The organism is Hymenobacter monticola (assembly GCF_022811645.1).
Taxonomy (GTDB): Bacteria; Bacteroidota; Bacteroidia; order Cytophagales; family Hymenobacteraceae; genus Hymenobacter; species Hymenobacter monticola.
In genome coordinates, this window is record NZ_CP094534.1 from 957,167 (window position 1) to 972,370 (window position 15,204).

A 15,204-nucleotide genomic window follows, 5' to 3' on the forward strand; every position below is an offset into this window, starting at 1 on the left:
GAAGTGGCCGGTGCCCTTGCGCCGGGTTCCAAATCAGCGAAATCCCGGTTAATCAGTTTAAATCAGCGATAAGTGAAAGTTAGAAATCAGACCCAGAATAAGGTAAACGTCATCACCCTCGGCTGCTCGAAAAACATCGTGGACTCGGAGGTCCTGATGGGCCAGCTGCAGGCCAACCAGTTTGATGTGACGCACGAGGCCGAGAAATCGGACGCCAACATCGTCATCATCAACACCTGCGGCTTCATCGACAACGCCAAGCAGGAAAGCATCGACACCATTCTGCGCTACGCGGACGAGAAAGAGGCCGGCCGCCTCGAAAAACTCTACGTGACGGGCTGTCTCTCGCAGCGCTACAAGGACGAGCTGGAAGTGGAAATCCCGCAGGTAGACGCCTATTTTGGCACCCTGGAGCTGCCCCAGATGCTAAAAGTGCTGAATGCCGACTACAAGCACGAGCTTATCGGTGAGCGCCTGATTACGACGCCGCGCCACTACGCCTACTTCAAAATCGCGGAGGGCTGCAACCGCCCCTGCTCGTTCTGCGCCATCCCGCTGATGCGCGGCAAGCATGTGGACCGGCCCATCGATGACCTCGTGAAAGAGGCCAAGCGCCTCGCCGGCATGGGCACCAAGGAACTGATTCTCATTGCTCAGGACCTGACCTACTACGGCCTGCAAGCCTACGGCGAGCGCAAGCTGGCCGACCTGCTTCGCAACCTGTCCGACGTGAACGGCATCGACTGGATTCGCTTGCAGTACGCCTACCCGTCGCAGTTTCCGCTGGATGCGCTGGACGTGATGGCCGAGCGCGAAAACATCTGCAAGTACCTGGATATGCCTTTACAGCACGGCTCTGATAACATGCTGAAAACCATGCGCCGCGGCATCACCAAGCGCCGCACTATCGAGCTAGTGGACACCATTCGGCAGCGGGTGCCGGGCATCGCCCTGCGCACCACGCTCATCTCCGGCCACCCCGGCGAAACGGAGCAGGACTTCCGGGAAATGTATGATTTTGTGGAGCAGACGCGCTTCGAGCGCCTCGGCATCTTCACTTACTCGCACGAGGAAAACACGCACTCGCACACCTTGGTGGACGACGTGCCGGCCGAGCTGAAGCAGGAGCGCGCCGACGCCATCATGGAGCTGCAGCAGGGCATTTCGATGGAGCTGAACGAAGCCCGCGTGGGCCAGACCTATAAGGTGCTGTTCGACCGCAAGGAAAGCGGCCATTTTGTGGGTCGCACTGAGTTCGACTCGCCCGAGGTGGACAACGAAGTGCTGGTGCCGGTGGAGAAAAACACCTTCGTGCGCCTGGGCGACTTCGCCAACGTGAAGATTGACTCGGCTTCGGATTTCGACCTGTACGGGCACTTGGTGTAATCCTGAACGGCTAGCCGTTTTCAAGACGAAAAGCAACTTTTCCGGCGGGGCCGGGTTTAGTGCGGACTTTTGCTACTGGCAAGGGTTCGCACCGAACCCGGCCCCGCTCGTATTACCCCCATGCCCACTCGCTGTACCACCCTGCCCTACGCCGAAACCGGCGCTTTCTCCGGCCTGCTCACCGATTACCTGGCCCAGAAACCCGCCTTGGCACCTTTTTACAACCGCTTTCCGTCGCCGGAAAACTTTGCGGCGCAAATGGAGGAAAAGCAGGCCAGCTACAAGCCCGAGGCCCGGCAGCGGCTAGTGATAGCACTACGCGAGCAATACGGCAGCGCCGCCCCGGCCGCTACCGCCGCCAACATCGAGCTGCTGGCGCAGGAAACCACCTTCACCGTCACCACCGGGCACCAGCTCAATTTGCTCACCGGGCCGCTGTATTTCATCTACAAAATCGTGTCGGCCATCAAGCTGAGCCGGGAATTGAAGGCACAGTACCCACAGTACGATTTCGTACCGGTGTACTGGATGGCCACCGAGGACCACGACTTTGCCGAAATCAACCACTTCTCGCTGTTCGGCAAAACCTACGCCTGGGATGCGGCCGGCACTGGTGGGCCAGTGGGCCGACTCTCCCTCGACGGCCTTAGCGAGCAGCTGCTGAGCCAGCTGCCGCCCGAGGTGCCGGCGGTTTTTCACGAAGCGTATTCCACCTCAAAAAACCTGGCCGAGGCCACGCGCAAGCTGGCCGATGCCCTGTTTGGCGAGTTTGGGTTGGTAACGCTGGACGCCGACCGTCCGGCGCTGAAACAGGCGCTGGTGCCGCTGCTGACCAAAGAAATTCAGGAGCAGGCGTCCAACGCGGCGGTGCAGGCCACCAACGCACGCCTCACCGAGGCGGGCTACAAGCCGCAGGTGTATTCGCGGCCCATCAACCTGTTTTTCATCACCGACGAAGGCAAGCGCGAGCGGCTGGAACCCGACGCCGGCGGCGCCGACTGCGTGGAAGTGACCATCCGCAACACCGCCAAGTGCCACAGCCAAGCCGAGCTATTGGAGTTGGCCCAGACGCATCCCGAGCAGTTCAGCCCCAACGTGGTGCTACGCCCGGTGTACCAGGAAATCCTGCTGCCCAACCTGGTCTACATCGGCGGCGGAGCTGAGGTAGCTTATTGGTTCCAGCTGAAGGACGTGTTTGCCGCGTTTGGCGTGCCCTATCCTATCGTTCTGCCGCGCAACTCAGCCGAGTACATCAGCCGCGCTAACGCGGGCAAGCTCAAGAAGCTGGGGCTGACTTCACTGGAAATTTTCCGGCCGCTGCCCGAGCTGAAAAAGCAGGTAGGCGCCGCCCTGGGCCAGGAGGAGGTGAGCCTGAAAGAGCAGCAGCAAGCCCTGGCCGCCGCCTTCCAGCAGGTGCAGGACGTGGCCCAGCGCCTCGACCCCACCCTAGTAAAAACCGTGGCCGCCGAAGCCCAGAAAGCCGCTGCCGGCCTCGCCGGCCTCGAAAAGCGCCTGAGCAAAGCCGCCGAAACCAAGCACGAAACCGCCTACACACAGCTGGCCGCCCTCAAGGAAAAGCTGTTTCCCGGCGGCGGCTTGCAGGAGCGCAGCGACAACGTACTCAGCATTTTGATTAACAACCCTGAATTTATCGGGCAACTGGTGGAGGCGTTTGAACCGCTGGCGCTGGAGTTCACGGTAATGACTGAAGAATAGCCTAGCTTTGGCTGGCCGTCTGTTCTGGCCTCTTTCGCTCATGCTTCAGTTTTTTCGCTCGCTTTTCACAAAAGCAACCCCTGCCGCTCCCGACCTATCCTATGGCCTGCTCACTCAGCTTGAAATTGAGCCGCTGCTTACGGGTAATCAATGGGAAAAACTGGAAGCCACTGCGGCCGCGCTAGCCACCGACGACCTCACCCGCCTCTTGGATGGCTGGTGCCTGAGCCACCGCTACGCGCCGGCGATTCAGCGCTACCTGGCGGCCGGCGGCTCGGAGCTGCGCCAGTTGGTGGCGGGCGTGCACGCCACCTTTCTGGCCTGGGAAGCCCGGGGCGGCCTCATTGCCACCGAAACCACGCAGGGGCAAGCGGATGGGTTTTTCCACTACCTCAACCAGGCTTACGAACACCTCAACCAGCCCTTTGAAAACCCGACATTCCAGGCCGAAGCGGCCGCCCGGCTGGTGCGGGTGGGCATGGGCTTGGGCGAGCGGGAGCTGGCCACCGAAGCCTTTGCTCTGTGCGCTGAATTGGTTCCTACCCATTTGATGGGTCATTACAACTACATGCGGCTCGTGTCGCCGTGGTGGCACGAAGGCTTGGAGGACTTAACAAGCTACGTCGATTCGATTGCTGACCCGGCATTGCGGCGCTTATTCCAACTGCTGGCCTTACACGAGATTCATAGCTATCTGGCCCACGACAAGAATAGCAACGCCACCGCTACCAAGCTCCTGAAAAAGGACTATCAGGCGCGCATCGACCAGGTGCTGGCCGGGCCGGGCCGAGCCGAAAGCAACTCCTTGGCAGCCGTGTATTATAACAATTACCTGGCGGGGCTGCACCACCTCCTGGGCAACGTCGCTGCGCGCAACCAGCTTATTCAGGCATTGGGGACGCACTTCACCCCCTACCCCTGGCAGTATTTCGGTCTGAATAACGCCCCCGCCGTGCAGGGCCTTTTAAAGTCCTAATGCTTGGGCTGGGAGCAAAAAAAGCCGACCTGCGCCGCACCGCCCTGGCCCGCCGCCTGGCCCTGGACGCCGGCGAAGTAGCAAGCCGCAGCGACCAGTTGCGCGAGAACCTGTTCCGGGAATTTCCGGTGGCGCAGTGGCAGTGGCTGCACCTGTTTCTGCCGCTGGGAAAGCGGAATGAGCCCGATACGTGGAACGTCATCCGCTGGGTGTGGGGCGAAGAACTGTCGCTGCGCCTGGCCGCGCCCGTGGTGCAGCCCGACGGCGTTTCGCTGAAACATTACGAGCTGCTGCCCGACACGCAGCTTACCCGAAACCGCTGGGGAATTGACGAGCCTGTGCCCGACCCCATTACCGCGCCCGAGGTATCGCCGGGCGTGCTCGATGCCGTGCTGGTGCCGCTGCTGGCCGTGGACCGCACGGGCCAGCGCGTGGGCTACGGCGGGGGCTTCTACGACCGGTTTCTGGCCCAGTGCCGGCCGGGCACGCAGTTCATCGGGCTGAACCTGCTGGACGACGAGCCAATAGAGCGCATTGCCGACGTGCTGCCCACCGATGTACCGCTCACGGCCTGCATCACGCCAGACCGGGTGTGGCAGTTTTAGGACAACCTGATAGAACGGGATTTAAGAAGTTTAGTATGGCGTTAAAAAATTTATTTTTCCGACGTAAAACACTAGCAATAAGCTATTCATAAATAGCGTTGGCCGGGTATCTATCACCTCAAAAGGACAGAACTCATGGCCGAAATTCAACCGCAAGCCGCCGGGCCGAACAAGGCTGGCAAGCGCCGCGCCAAGAAGATGTCGACCCGCATCGACATGACGCCGATGGTGGACCTGGCGTTTCTGCTGCTCACCTTTTTCATGCTCACCACCACGTTTGCCAAGCCCAACAACCTGGAGCTGCACATGCCGGTGAAAAGTGAGGTGCCCACAGGCATTCCCCTGTCCAAGGCCCTGACCATCATTTTGGGAAAGGGCCACAAAGTCCACTACTTCTTCGGCTTAAATGCGCCCGCCGACAAAACCGTGGCCGCGCCGGAGCTGAAAACCACCACGTTTGCGGCCGATGGCATCCGGCGGGTAGTGTTGGCACAACAGCGCCTGCAGCCCGGCCTGGTGGTGCTCATCAAGCCCAGCGAGGACTCCAAATACAAGGACATGGTGGACATCCTCGATGAGATGAACATCACCCAGCAGCGGAAATACGCGCTGGTCAACATTACCCCCGCCGACCTCACCCTCCTAAAAACCGCAACGTTATGATGACCAATACCCAACTGGCCACGGCCAGCCTCAACGACATCGTGTTCGATGGTCGCAACCGCCAGTACGGGGCCTACCAGCTCCGCGCCCTTTACCAACGCCACGTGACGCGGGCGCTGATTATCGCCACCACCATTTTTGCGCTGATTCTGGTGTTTCCGCTGGCCGCGCAGTGGCTGAAGGACAAAATGCCTGTTGCGCCCCCCAAAAAGCTGGTGGAGCTCAACCCCATCATCCCGCCCCTTGAGCCCGATGTGGTGACGCCCCCGCCGGCCGAAAGCCGCCCTTCCACGCCCCCGCCCCCGCAGCCGCCCACTGTAAAAAACGTGGTGCCCGTGGTGGTAGAAGACAAAAAAGCGCCCGAGGAAAGCGAAGTGCCCGAACAAGAGGAACTGAAGGACAAAGCCTCCGGTGTGCGCAATATTGAAGGCGACAAGGACGCCAGCGTCGAAACCAACCTCGACGACCTGAAAACCGGCAAAGGAGAAAACGTCATCAGCGACGTGGTGGCCCCCACCACCTACACCTACGTGGAGCAAATGCCCCAGCTGCCTGGCGGCGGCGGCATGGGCGCCATCGTGGCGGCCATTCAGAAAGCCTGCCGCTACCCCCACAACGCCCAGAACCAAGGCATTGAGGGCAAGGTGTACGCCAGTTTCACGGTGAACTCGAAAGGCGACGTGACCGACATTAAAATCGTGAAAAGCGTCGGCTACGGGCTGGACGAGGAAGCCATTCGCGCCATTGGCACGCTGCCCAAGTTCATCCCCGGCAAGCAGAACGGCCGCGAGGTGAATGTGTCGTTCACCGTGCCCGTTACGTTCAAGATTCAATAGGCGAACAACTGTCCTTGCGAGTACGCGCGCTGTCATTGCGAGCGTAGCGAAGCAATCCGTCCTGTTAGCACCAGACACGCTCTTATTCCAGAAAGCCCCGGTGCCGCAATGGTGCCGGGGCTTTTTAGGGGCTTTAGCTTCGCTGGCCTTCGGTTGTCACAGTGTTAGGTTGGTCGCTGAGAACAGGACGGATTGCCGCGCTCCACTGCGTTCCGCTCGCAATGACCGAGGCTTACCTCTTCGCCGCCCCAGCATCCTCTACCCGCGCGATGCGCGCCTGGCCCCACGGTGCGATGCTGACGTGCACGCGCAAAGGGTGCAAGCGGCCGGCTTTTTCGCGGCGCAGGCCGCTGCCCTCGGGCACGTAGTAGCGCTCCAGGTTGAAGCGCAACGTGAGCGAGTGGCGGTACACATCGGTCACCCAGGCGCGCAGCACGGCCTGGTTGGGCCCGGGCGTGGGCGCTGTTGGGTAGATGCCGACGGTGGTACTGAGGCTGTCGGCCCCGGCGGCCAGCAGCACGAACACGCCCTGCCGGCGGCGCGGCGGCGCGGCTTCGCGCCACTGGCTCAGGGGCGCTTCGCTGATGGTGTAGCGCAGGCGCACGAAGTCGCCCCGGAGCAGGTCGCGCGGGTCGACGGGCGTGGTGGCCAGCACGATGTGCTGGCCCAGGGCCGTGGTGGCGTAGCCCGCCCCCGCCACGCCCAGCACGTAGAGCACCTGCGCGGCCACCAGCAGGCGCAGCAGCGGCCGGCGGCGCGCCGGGTCCGAAGCCCAGGTGAGCAGGTTGGGCATTTTTGGAGGGCTGAGGGTTAAATTATGAGTGTTGAATTGGCGCGTCGGGGCTGGTGGTGGCAGCAGTGTCTGCGGGCGGCGCGGAAGCAGCAGAGGCGGCCAGCGTTTGGGCGTTGCGGCGGCGCAGGTACCAGCTCAGGCCGAGCAGCAGGACGCCGCCGAGCAGGAAGAAAAGGGACTTGTCCAGGAAAGCCCAGGTCAGTTTGAAGTAAGCCACGGCGGTGGCCGCTACAAACAGCACCGCGCCCAGCGTGAGCTGGTCAGAATCCTGGTTGCGGTGGGCGCGCGCCAGCACCGAGCCGGCGTGGGCATACAGCACCACCAGCGTGGCCACCGCCAGCGGCAGCCCACCCGGCAGGTAAAACCCCGGCAGCAGCAGCAACCAGTCGAGCAGCGTATTCAGGCGGCCGTGTGCCCGCTTGCCGGCCACCGACAGCCCAAACACCGCCGCCAGCGACGCCAGATACGGCAGCAGCGGCGGCCGTAGCACGTTGGCATAGGTATCGGTTTCGCCGAAGGTGGCCAGCCCGAACATGAACAGGTAGGCCGCCACCAGCGGCGGGCCTTGCAGGGCGCGGGCGCCGGCACGGTTGGCCTGCCAGTCGCCCGCGGCGTAAATGGCCATAGCCGGCACAAAAAACCAGGTGATTTTGGCGTGGAGCACGGCCACCAGCAGCCCCGCCTGCCACAGCAGGCCCACGGCCAGCACCGTGCTGCTCACCACCGCCGGCCGGCGCCACCAATAGTAGCCCAGCCCCGCGGCCACCAGCGCCGCCGTGGCGTAGCTGAAGCTGCCCAGCACCTGCACGCAATACGTTTGCACGGCCGCCCCAATGAGCACCGTGAGCAGCACCAGCAGCCGCGAGCCGTACACGTAGCTCAGGGCCGTGCCGGCCACTACCCAGGCCAGCAGCCCGCTCACGTCGTAGCCCACCAGCTGGTAAAGCTGACTGACGAGGATGATGCTGGCCCCGAACAGTATCAGCCCCAGCCCGATAAGGCCGTGGCCCAGGTCGGCGATGCCGCGGCGCAGGAAATAAGCGCCCGCCCCGTACGAACCCAGCAAGCTGCCCAGCAGCAGCGCCAGCCGTAGCGCGGCGGGCAGGGCCTGCCAGTTGGCCGCCACCACGCTCAGGGCACTCAGGCCCACCAGCACGCTGCCCAGCAGCGGCAGCAGGCCCAGCGTGGGCGCGTCGGCGGGGTAGCGGGCCAGCAACTGCTGCTGCTGCGCCTCGCTGATGAGGCCGTCGGCCACCCAGCCGGGGCTTTCGGTTTCGAGAAATTTACGACTCATTCTGGCTGCAACATACGGCAACGGGCGCCGTCAGGGCTTCTTCCACCATTTCGGTTACTTGGGCATCCAGCCCGTGATACCAGTCGATGTGTGGCGACGACTGGCCGCAGCCGCCCGGCGCGGTGGGGCACCAGGTGCGGCGGTGCCGGTACCGGCAGCGCGGGCACACGGCGGCCGTGTCGAAGGTGTTCCAGCTGCAGCCGCAATGGCATTGCCAGTGCGCCCCGCCGTCGGGTTCCCAGTGGCAATGTGGGCAATAGATTTCCAGCGTCGAATCAGTAGGCATAGCGGAGAGCTAAAAGGGGCTAAGAACAACGAGTCCGATACCGCTCAAAAACTAAGCCGCCACGGTTTTGCGCGCCCGCGTCATTTCGCGCTTGCCGGGGGGGCCGGGCAGCTTTTCGGTGTGCCAGCCGGCGGCCCGCAGGTTGCGCCGGAACTGGCCCTGCGCACAGTAGCTCACCAGCACGGCACCCGGCGCGGCGGCGGCGTAGAGCTGGGCAAAAATGGCTTCCGTCCACAGCTCGGGCTGCTTTTCGGGGGCGAAGGCGTCGAAATAAATCAGGTCGTAGTAAGCGGCGGGCAACCGGGCCGCTTCCAGCGCCTCGGGCAGCTTGGTGAGGAAAAAGTGGGGCGCCAGCGGCACGGTTTCAGCCCAAGGCGCGGCGTGCAGCCGCTGGAGCAGCGGCACGGCTTCAGGCGACTCAACAGTCCACTTCTGAGCCAGCTCGGCTACTACTTCGGGCGGCAGCGGCACGGTTTCGAGGGCGTCGTAGGCCACGGCGGCACCGGCGGCCTGGGCGCGGCTCAACGTGAGCAGGGCATTGAGGCCGGTGCCCAGGCCCACTTCGAGCAAGTGCAGCGGCCGGGCGCAGGGCCCACCCCGGCCGGCTTCGAGCAGCGGCAGCAGCCCGGCTTCGATGAACACGTGCTCCGACTCCTGCCGGGCGCCGTGGCGTGAGTGGTAATGCTCGTCGAGCGCCGGCACGTAGAGCGTGGCCGAGCCGTCGGCCGTGCGCCGCACTTCTACCTTTGGCGACTCCAAAAATTGCTCACTGCTCATTGCTAACTGTTAACTGATTTTATGCCCCGCGTAAAAGTAGCCCTGCCCGATGCCTTCTCCTTTCGCACCGAAATCCCGGTGCGCATCACCGACCTGAACTACGGCGGCCACCTCGGCAACGACGCGCTGCTCAGCATCCTGCACGAGGCGCGGGTGCAGTTCCTGCGCTCATTGGGTCTCGAAAACGACTTTGACCCCGTGAGCAAGCTCGGCCTCATCATGGTCGATGTGGCGGTGGAGTACAAAGGCGAGGCTTTTCACGGCGACGTGCTGCACCTGCAAATGGCGGCCACCGATGCCAGCAAGTACGGCTTCGACGTGGTGTACCTCGTGCACAACCAGGCCGGCAAGGAAATAGCCCGCGCCAAAACCGGCATGCTCTGCTTCGACTACAACGTGCGCAAGCTGCGCCTGCTGCCCGAAGCGCTGGCGGCACAAGTAAGTTAGGTTTTTATACGTTATTTATTTTTTATTGCACTTGATATATTTATCTTTAAGCCCAGAATATTGATAAGCGGTTCATGCCCCTACTTTTACCCTCTTTTTTCATTCGCATCCAACGGTCGCTACTTGGTGTGTTTTGGCTATTATCGGCCCCCGCCATTGCCCAAAAGCTACCGATTGCCACCAGTGCCCCAGAACCAGTGTACGCAGTGGTGGAGCAGATGCCCCAACTGCCCGGCGGCGGGGGCAGCGCGGCCGTTGTGACGTTTCTCCAACAGCACGTCGTTTACCCCGCACCGGCGGCGCAAGCCCGGGCCGAGGGCCGGGTGTTCGTCAGCTTCACGGTCTCGCCTGCCGGCAAGGTGATGGACGCAGCCGTGGCCAAAAGCTTCCGGCCCGACTGCGACTCGGCGGCGCTGGCGGGTGTGCGGCAGCTGCCGCGGTTCGAGCCCGGCCAGCAGATGGGGCGGCCGGTGCCGGTGCGCTTCACGCTGCCGGTCACGTTCCGCCTGCCGGCGGCGCAGGCCGCTCCGTCCGACTCGACCAAGCAGGTGTATACCTATGTGGAGCAAATGCCCCTGTACCAAGGCGAAGAAGGCACCAAAAGCCTGAGCGAAGACCTGTTGCGCGAGTTTCGGGCGGTAGGTGGCAGCGGCTGCCCGGTGCCCAGCTTCCAGATTCTGGTTTCCATGAAGGTGGGCCCAAGCGGTACCATCTACGACGTGAAGAGCCTGCGCAACCAATCGGCGTACCCAGCCGCTAAGCAGCCCACCGAGGGCCGAGGCCCCCTGCCGTCGGCCTGCGACCAAGCATTGGCGGCGGCGGCCCGTAAGCTGCCCCGCCTCACACCCGGCACGCAAAACGGCCGCCGGGTGGCGGTAAGCTACACGTTTCTGCTTAATAGCAGCGGCCAGTAGCGCGGAAGCAATTTGGGAGGCGCCTTTGGGAACCCAACGCTTTGCTGGCTTGTATCTTTGCACTATGCTGCTCGAACTGCCCCTCGCCCCCGCCGTTAAAAAACGCGACATTCGCAAAACCTCGCCCGACGAGCTCAAGGCCTTTATGGTGGAGCACGGCGAGAAGCCTTTCCGCGCCAAGCAGGTGCTGGAGTGGCTGTGGAAGAACACCGCCGCCACGTTTGAAGAGATGAACAACATCTCGGTGGCTACGCGCGAGCTGCTCGATAAGCACTTCGTTATTAACGGCGTGACGGTGCAGAACCAGCAGCTCTCGAACGATGGCACCATCAAATCGGCCTTCCGCCTGTTCGATGGCAACATTGTGGAGGGCGTGCTCATCCCGCATGACACGCGCATGACGGCCTGCATCAGCTCGCAGGTGGGCTGCTCGCTCACGTGTAAGTTTTGCGCCACCGGCTACATGGACCGCAAGCGCAACCTCGACGCGGCCGAGATTTACGACCAGGTGGTGCGCATCCGGGAGCAGTGCGAGGCCCAGTACGGCACGCCGCTCACCAACATCGTGTACATGGGCATGGGCGAGCCGCTGCTCAACTACGCCAACGTGGTGGAAAGCGTGCGCCGCATCACCGCGCCCGACGGCCTGAACATGGCCCCGCGCCGCATCACCATCAGCACGGCCGGCATTGCCAAGATGATTAAGAAGCTGGCCGACGACGACGTGAAGGCCAACCTGGCCCTTTCGCTACACGCCCCTACCGACGCCAAGCGTAACGAAATCATGCCCATCAACGAGGCCAACTCCCTGGCCGCGCTGAAGGAGGCCCTGCAGTACTACCACCAGAAAACCGGCCGCAAAGTCACCTACGAATACATCGTGTTCGAAAACTTCAACGACGAGCTGGAAGACGCCGCCGAGCTGCTGAAAATTGCCAAATGGCTGCCCTGCAAGGTGAATTTGATTGAGTATAACCCCATTGAAAACGCCAGCTACCAGAACGCCGACGCCGACAAAATCACGGCCTTCCACAAGTTCCTGGCCGACCGCGGCGTGCAAACCAACATCCGCCGCTCGCGCGGCAAAGACATCGACGCCGCCTGCGGGCAGTTGGCCGTGAAGGAGAAAGCCGCCGCATAGCGCCCACCAGTTCACGCCAATTAAAAAAGGCCCGCCTGAGTATCAGACGGGCCTTTTTACGGTAGGTAGCGGCTCGTTATTTCACCCGACCAAAGCGAAACGTGACCTCGGCGTAAGGAAAAGCATCGGTGTAGTTCTGGCTCACCCGGCTGTAGGTGTACTGCTCGTCGTAGGCGGTGTGCACGTACATCAGCCCCAGGCTGCCGCTGATGCGGGGCCACGCCACGCGCAGGCCGGCGATGCCGGCCAGCCCCGTGCTTTTGCGGTTGGTGTCGGTGTAGCGCACGAGGTAGCTTTCGTTCATCAGGAAGATGCGGCGGCTGACGCGGGTGGCCCCGCCCAGCATGAACACCGGCGTGCTGCCGAAGCCCCCGCTGCCGCTGAAGCCGAAGCCCACGCCGCCGGTCAGGTTGTGGTCGGCACTGCCCACGGTGGCGTTGGCGTAGGTGACGCCGGCGGTGTAGCCGCTCACGAAAACCACCATGGCCCCCGCGCCGAAACGCAGGTTGTCCTTGGCCCCGAAGCTGACCTTGGGCGTGAGCCCAACCAGGTTGTAAGACCCCAGTCCCGGAATGAACGAGGCGATGACGCCCATCGAAAAATTATCGGTGATGCCGTAGTTCGCGCTCAGCAGGAAGATGTCGATGTCCTGCACGTAGCCTTCGCCGCGGCGCAGGTTGCGGGCCGTGGGACCGAAGAACAGGCGGTTGCCGTTGCCTACGTAGTCGTAGCCCCGGCGCGACTGCCCGTCGGTGAGCAGCACCAAATCGCGCAGGTTGGCCCGTTGCACGCGCACGGTGCCCAGGTCTTTGGTTTCGAATTCCATTTCCTGGGGGCCTGCTGTGCGCAGCACCCCCACGAAGCTGTTGCCCGATTTCAGCTCCACGCTGTAGGAGCGGCCAATGATTTCGGGCTGCGCGCCGGCCGCGCCGGAACTGCGGGCCAAGGCGGCGCCGGAGCCCCGGCCCGGGGCAGTGGTGGCGGCTCCCGCCGCGGCCGGCTCCAGTTCGCGCAGGCGCCGCTCGATGACTTCGCGCACGGCCTCGAACTCCATCGGCAGGCTGGGCCGGTTGAGCACCTGGCCGTCGCGCTGGCGGATGCGCAGCGTGAGGGCGCTGTCGGGGGCCAGGGCACGCACGAAACGGGCGTCCAGAAAATTGTCGGCGGCGTAGTTGGGAAACAAGCCAAAACGGGCTTTTTCCGCCGCATCGATGACCTCGCCCACGGCGGGGCTCGCCACCAGGGTGCGTTCGGCGGGCGCCTGGGCCCGGGCCGGGACACTGGCAGCTAGCGCCAAGCCTGCGAAACCAATACGTAGTAAAGAGTGCATACGAGGATGGGAATTTTCCTCAAAGATGCTGTTTTACAGGCAATACATTGCAAACTTAAATAGTTGGCACAAGGACATTACCGCAGCCCATTCCCGGCACCCAACGGCCAAGAGCCACCCCGTTATCTATCGTGTTATCAGCCTTTTGCAAATACCAACCCCTAAAAAAGCGTTGGCAAAAAAGGACATTACGGGCACTAATCCTTCCAGCGGCCCGTGGAGCGGGGGCGGCCGGTGGCAATTTCCTCGCTCGATTCGCCGGGGGCAATTTCCTCCAGCTTCACGCGCACGGCGTGGGCCTTGGGCTGCACCTTCTGGCCGAAGGCATCGGCAAACTCCTGGGTGAACTCAGCCCCGAAGAAGATGATGAGCGACGAGTAGTTGACCCACAGCAGCAGCACAATGGCCGAGCCCGCCGCCCCAAATGCCGAGCCGGGGTCGGACTTGGCGATGTAGAAAGCAATGAGGTATTTGCCGATAACGAACAGGATGGCCGTGATGAAGGCGCCAATGCCCACGTCGCGCCAGCGGATGATGGCATCGGGTAGGAAGCGGTAGATGAGGGCAAACAGCAGCGTGGTGATGCCCAGCGACAGCAGCACATCGACGATGTGAATGACGATGACGCCCACTTCGGGAATCTGGCGCTGCAGCCAGTCGGTGAAGGTAGTGAGCACGGCGCTGACCACGAAGGAGATGAGCAGCAGCAGGGCCACGCTCAGGATGAGGCCGAAGGAGAGAAAGCGCTGCTTGAGGTAGGCCCCGATGCCGATGCCGGTGGTTTTCACCTTCAGGTTCCAGATGTCGTTGATGCTTTCCTGCAGGGTGACGAAGAAGGTGGTGGCCGCAAAAATGAGCGTGGCCACCCCAATGGTGGTGGCCACCGGCCCGCGCTGCTGCACCGTGAACTTGGCAATGCTATCCTGCAGGAACTTCGCCGAATCGGCCCCTACCAGCCCCTTCAGCTGCCCGTAAATCTGGCCGGTGAGGGCTTCGCCCCCAAACGCCGCGCTGGCCACCGTGATGACGATGAGCAGCAGCGGCGGCAACGAAAAAATGGTGTAGTAGGAGAGCGCCGCCGCATGCCGGAACGAGTTGTTGTTGCTGAATTCGCCGGCCGAGGACTTGATGACGGCCAGGATATCGGAAAATTTGTAATGCGTAGCCATGCAGATAGGGAAGAGGTGCGTGCAGCACCTACTACGGGCGGTGGGAGGCCGCGTTATCAGAAAAAAAGATAACCTCTTCCGTAGCCGCCGTTGCACGTCGGCGCCGGCTAGGGTTTTTTGAGCGTCCAGCGCAGCACCTCAATGGGAGCATCGCGCAAGGCCGCGGCCAGCTCGGCGTCGTCGGCAAACTGCAGCTGCGTGAGCGTGCTGGCTTCCACACTCACCTCGATTTCGGCCGCCTGAAACGGCCAGGGTTCCACCAATACCGGCCCGCCGGCCACGGGCTGGCGCAGGTGGTAGCGGCGGCCGTCGGGGCCGTGGTGAATTTCGAGGGTGCGGCCCATTTCGGGGATTTCGTGGCGGCAAAGGATGAGCGAGAGCCGGTCGGCCCAGTGCAGCAGGTCGTAGGCCTGCTGGGCTTCGGCTTTGCGCAGCTTGAGGGCCCGGCGCCACTGCTGCTGCCGGACTTTCAAGTCATCCAGAAAGCTATCAATCTCTTTAGATTGGCCCCGCAGGCCTTCGTACAAGCAACTCAGGTGCAGGCTGGTGAGCAGGCTGCGCCAGCGCCCCTGGAAGCGCGCGGCGGCCAGCACCCCAGTGGCCTGTTCCAGCGAAAACTCTTTTTGGGTGAAGTTGGCAGGCGCGCCGGCGGCGGTGAGGCCGTAGTGGCCGCCGCGGCCGTGCCAGGCGGCTTGCTCGTCGTCGTGCTGGGCCACGGCGGCCAGCAGGCCCACCCAGCGGTCGGGCGGCAGGGCGGGCGGCCAGTGCCAGGCCAGCTGCATGGCCAGCAACGCATGGGCCTGCTGGTAGATGACTTGCCAGCCGGCGGGCGTGGAGTTGACTATCATTTGGAACAAAAAACAAGCTTGGG

16 protein-coding genes are annotated in these 15,204 nt (G+C 62.8%); 9 read left to right on the forward strand and 7 right to left on the reverse strand.

Going from position 1 to position 15,204, the window contains the following annotated elements:
- Positions 1–72: 72 nt before the first annotated feature.
- From rimO to MTP16_RS04290, 6 genes are all read left to right on the forward strand, one after another.
- On the forward strand, positions 73–1,386 hold the full coding sequence (rimO, locus tag MTP16_RS04265; RefSeq protein WP_243516218.1) for a 30S ribosomal protein S12 methylthiotransferase RimO: 1,314 nt from the start codon (positions 73–75) through the stop codon (positions 1,384–1,386).
- Positions 1,387–1,506: 120 nt separating this feature from the next.
- The gene (bshC, locus tag MTP16_RS04270; protein ID WP_243516219.1) at positions 1,507–3,102 is read left to right on the forward strand and encodes a bacillithiol biosynthesis cysteine-adding enzyme BshC; all 1,596 of its coding nucleotides are present in this window, start codon (positions 1,507–1,509) and stop codon (positions 3,100–3,102) included.
- A 40-nt stretch (positions 3,103–3,142) separates the two neighbouring features.
- The gene (locus tag MTP16_RS04275) at positions 3,143–4,078 is read left to right on the forward strand and encodes a hypothetical protein (protein ID WP_243516221.1); all 936 of its coding nucleotides are present in this window, start codon (positions 3,143–3,145) and stop codon (positions 4,076–4,078) included.
- Positions 4,078–4,683: a 5-formyltetrahydrofolate cyclo-ligase gene (locus MTP16_RS04280; protein WP_243516223.1), complete on the forward strand. Its 606-nt coding sequence runs from the start codon at positions 4,078–4,080 to the stop codon at positions 4,681–4,683. The genes MTP16_RS04275 and MTP16_RS04280 overlap by 1 nt, the downstream gene beginning before the upstream one ends.
- A gap of 135 nt (positions 4,684–4,818) precedes the next feature.
- Entirely contained in the window at positions 4,819–5,346 is a 528-nt protein-coding gene (locus tag MTP16_RS04285) for an ExbD/TolR family protein (protein WP_243516225.1), read from the forward strand.
- The gene (locus MTP16_RS04290; RefSeq protein WP_243516227.1) at positions 5,343–6,182 is read left to right on the forward strand and encodes an energy transducer TonB; all 840 of its coding nucleotides are present in this window, start codon (positions 5,343–5,345) and stop codon (positions 6,180–6,182) included. The genes MTP16_RS04285 and MTP16_RS04290 overlap by 4 nt, the downstream gene beginning before the upstream one ends.
- A 232-nt stretch (positions 6,183–6,414) precedes the next feature.
- Here MTP16_RS04290 and MTP16_RS04295 read toward each other — a convergent pair whose 3' ends face one another.
- The 4 genes from MTP16_RS04295 to mnmD are packed head-to-tail and all read right to left on the reverse strand — an operon-like array spanning position 6,415 to position 9,332.
- A complete protein-coding gene (locus tag MTP16_RS04295; protein WP_243516229.1) occupies positions 6,415–6,975 on the reverse strand; it encodes a GDYXXLXY domain-containing protein in 561 nt (186 codons plus the stop codon).
- Positions 6,976–6,997: 22 nt separating this feature from the next.
- Positions 6,998–8,269, reverse strand: a complete 1,272-nt coding sequence (locus MTP16_RS04300) for a DUF2157 domain-containing protein (RefSeq protein WP_243516231.1) — start codon at positions 8,267–8,269, stop codon at positions 6,998–7,000.
- Complete coding sequence (locus MTP16_RS04305) at positions 8,259–8,555, reverse strand: hypothetical protein (RefSeq protein ID WP_243516232.1); 297 nt, start codon at positions 8,553–8,555, stop codon at positions 8,259–8,261. The genes MTP16_RS04300 and MTP16_RS04305 overlap by 11 nt, the downstream gene beginning before the upstream one ends.
- A gap of 51 nt (positions 8,556–8,606) precedes the next feature.
- Positions 8,607–9,332 (reverse strand): tRNA (5-methylaminomethyl-2-thiouridine)(34)-methyltransferase MnmD, encoded by a 726-nt coding sequence (gene mnmD, locus MTP16_RS04310; protein ID WP_243516234.1) that lies wholly within the window; start codon positions 9,330–9,332, stop codon positions 8,607–8,609.
- Between the two features lie 21 nt (positions 9,333–9,353).
- Between mnmD and MTP16_RS04315 the strand changes: the two genes are divergently transcribed.
- The 3 genes from MTP16_RS04315 to rlmN all read left to right on the forward strand — a co-directional run bounded on the left by MTP16_RS04315 (position 9,354) and on the right by rlmN (position 11,834).
- Entirely contained in the window at positions 9,354–9,779 is a 426-nt protein-coding gene (locus MTP16_RS04315) for a thioesterase family protein (RefSeq protein ID WP_243516236.1), read from the forward strand.
- A gap of 128 nt (positions 9,780–9,907) precedes the next feature.
- Positions 9,908–10,693, forward strand: a complete 786-nt coding sequence (locus MTP16_RS04320) for an energy transducer TonB (RefSeq protein ID WP_243516238.1) — start codon at positions 9,908–9,910, stop codon at positions 10,691–10,693.
- A 64-nt stretch (positions 10,694–10,757) separates the two neighbouring features.
- Positions 10,758–11,834, forward strand: a complete 1,077-nt coding sequence (gene rlmN, locus MTP16_RS04325) for a 23S rRNA (adenine(2503)-C(2))-methyltransferase RlmN (RefSeq protein WP_243516240.1) — start codon at positions 10,758–10,760, stop codon at positions 11,832–11,834.
- 76 nt (positions 11,835–11,910) lie between these two features.
- Here rlmN and MTP16_RS04330 read toward each other — a convergent pair whose 3' ends face one another.
- The 3 genes from MTP16_RS04330 to MTP16_RS04340 form a co-directional block, all read right to left on the reverse strand.
- The gene (locus MTP16_RS04330) at positions 11,911–13,164 is read right to left on the reverse strand and encodes a hypothetical protein (protein ID WP_243516242.1); all 1,254 of its coding nucleotides are present in this window, start codon (positions 13,162–13,164) and stop codon (positions 11,911–11,913) included.
- 197 nt (positions 13,165–13,361) lie between these two features.
- Complete coding sequence (locus tag MTP16_RS04335) at positions 13,362–14,333, reverse strand: YihY/virulence factor BrkB family protein (RefSeq protein WP_243516245.1); 972 nt, start codon at positions 14,331–14,333, stop codon at positions 13,362–13,364.
- 107 nt (positions 14,334–14,440) lie between these two features.
- Positions 14,441–15,181 (reverse strand): DUF3891 family protein, encoded by a 741-nt coding sequence (locus MTP16_RS04340; protein ID WP_243516247.1) that lies wholly within the window; start codon positions 15,179–15,181, stop codon positions 14,441–14,443.
- Positions 15,182–15,204: the final 23 nt, after the last annotated feature.

Bases quoted from the DNA above. Each gene is read 5' to 3' on its own strand.
- bshC (WP_243516219.1), top strand. From the start codon at position 1,507: ATGCCCACTCGCTGTACCACCCTGCCCTACGCCGAAACCGGCGCTTTC.
- MTP16_RS04275 (WP_243516221.1), top strand. From the start codon at position 3,143: ATGCTTCAGTTTTTTCGCTCGCTTTTCACAAAAGCAACCCCTGCCGCT.
- MTP16_RS04280 (WP_243516223.1), top strand. From the start codon at position 4,078: ATGCTTGGGCTGGGAGCAAAAAAAGCCGACCTGCGCCGCACCGCCCTG.
- MTP16_RS04285 (WP_243516225.1), top strand. From the start codon at position 4,819: ATGGCCGAAATTCAACCGCAAGCCGCCGGGCCGAACAAGGCTGGCAAG.
- MTP16_RS04290 (WP_243516227.1), top strand. From the start codon at position 5,343: ATGATGACCAATACCCAACTGGCCACGGCCAGCCTCAACGACATCGTG.
- MTP16_RS04295 (WP_243516229.1), bottom strand. From the start codon at position 6,975: ATGCCCAACCTGCTCACCTGGGCTTCGGACCCGGCGCGCCGCCGGCCG.
- MTP16_RS04300 (WP_243516231.1), bottom strand. From the start codon at position 8,269: ATGAGTCGTAAATTTCTCGAAACCGAAAGCCCCGGCTGGGTGGCCGAC.
- MTP16_RS04305 (WP_243516232.1), bottom strand. From the start codon at position 8,555: ATGCCTACTGATTCGACGCTGGAAATCTATTGCCCACATTGCCACTGG.
- mnmD (WP_243516234.1), bottom strand. From the start codon at position 9,332: ATGAGCAGTGAGCAATTTTTGGAGTCGCCAAAGGTAGAAGTGCGGCGC.
- MTP16_RS04315 (WP_243516236.1), top strand. From the start codon at position 9,354: ATGCCCCGCGTAAAAGTAGCCCTGCCCGATGCCTTCTCCTTTCGCACC.
- rlmN (WP_243516240.1), top strand. From the start codon at position 10,758: ATGCTGCTCGAACTGCCCCTCGCCCCCGCCGTTAAAAAACGCGACATT.
- MTP16_RS04330 (WP_243516242.1), bottom strand. From the start codon at position 13,164: ATGCACTCTTTACTACGTATTGGTTTCGCAGGCTTGGCGCTAGCTGCC.
- MTP16_RS04335 (WP_243516245.1), bottom strand. From the start codon at position 14,333: ATGGCTACGCATTACAAATTTTCCGATATCCTGGCCGTCATCAAGTCC.
- MTP16_RS04340 (WP_243516247.1), bottom strand. From the start codon at position 15,181: ATGATAGTCAACTCCACGCCCGCCGGCTGGCAAGTCATCTACCAGCAG.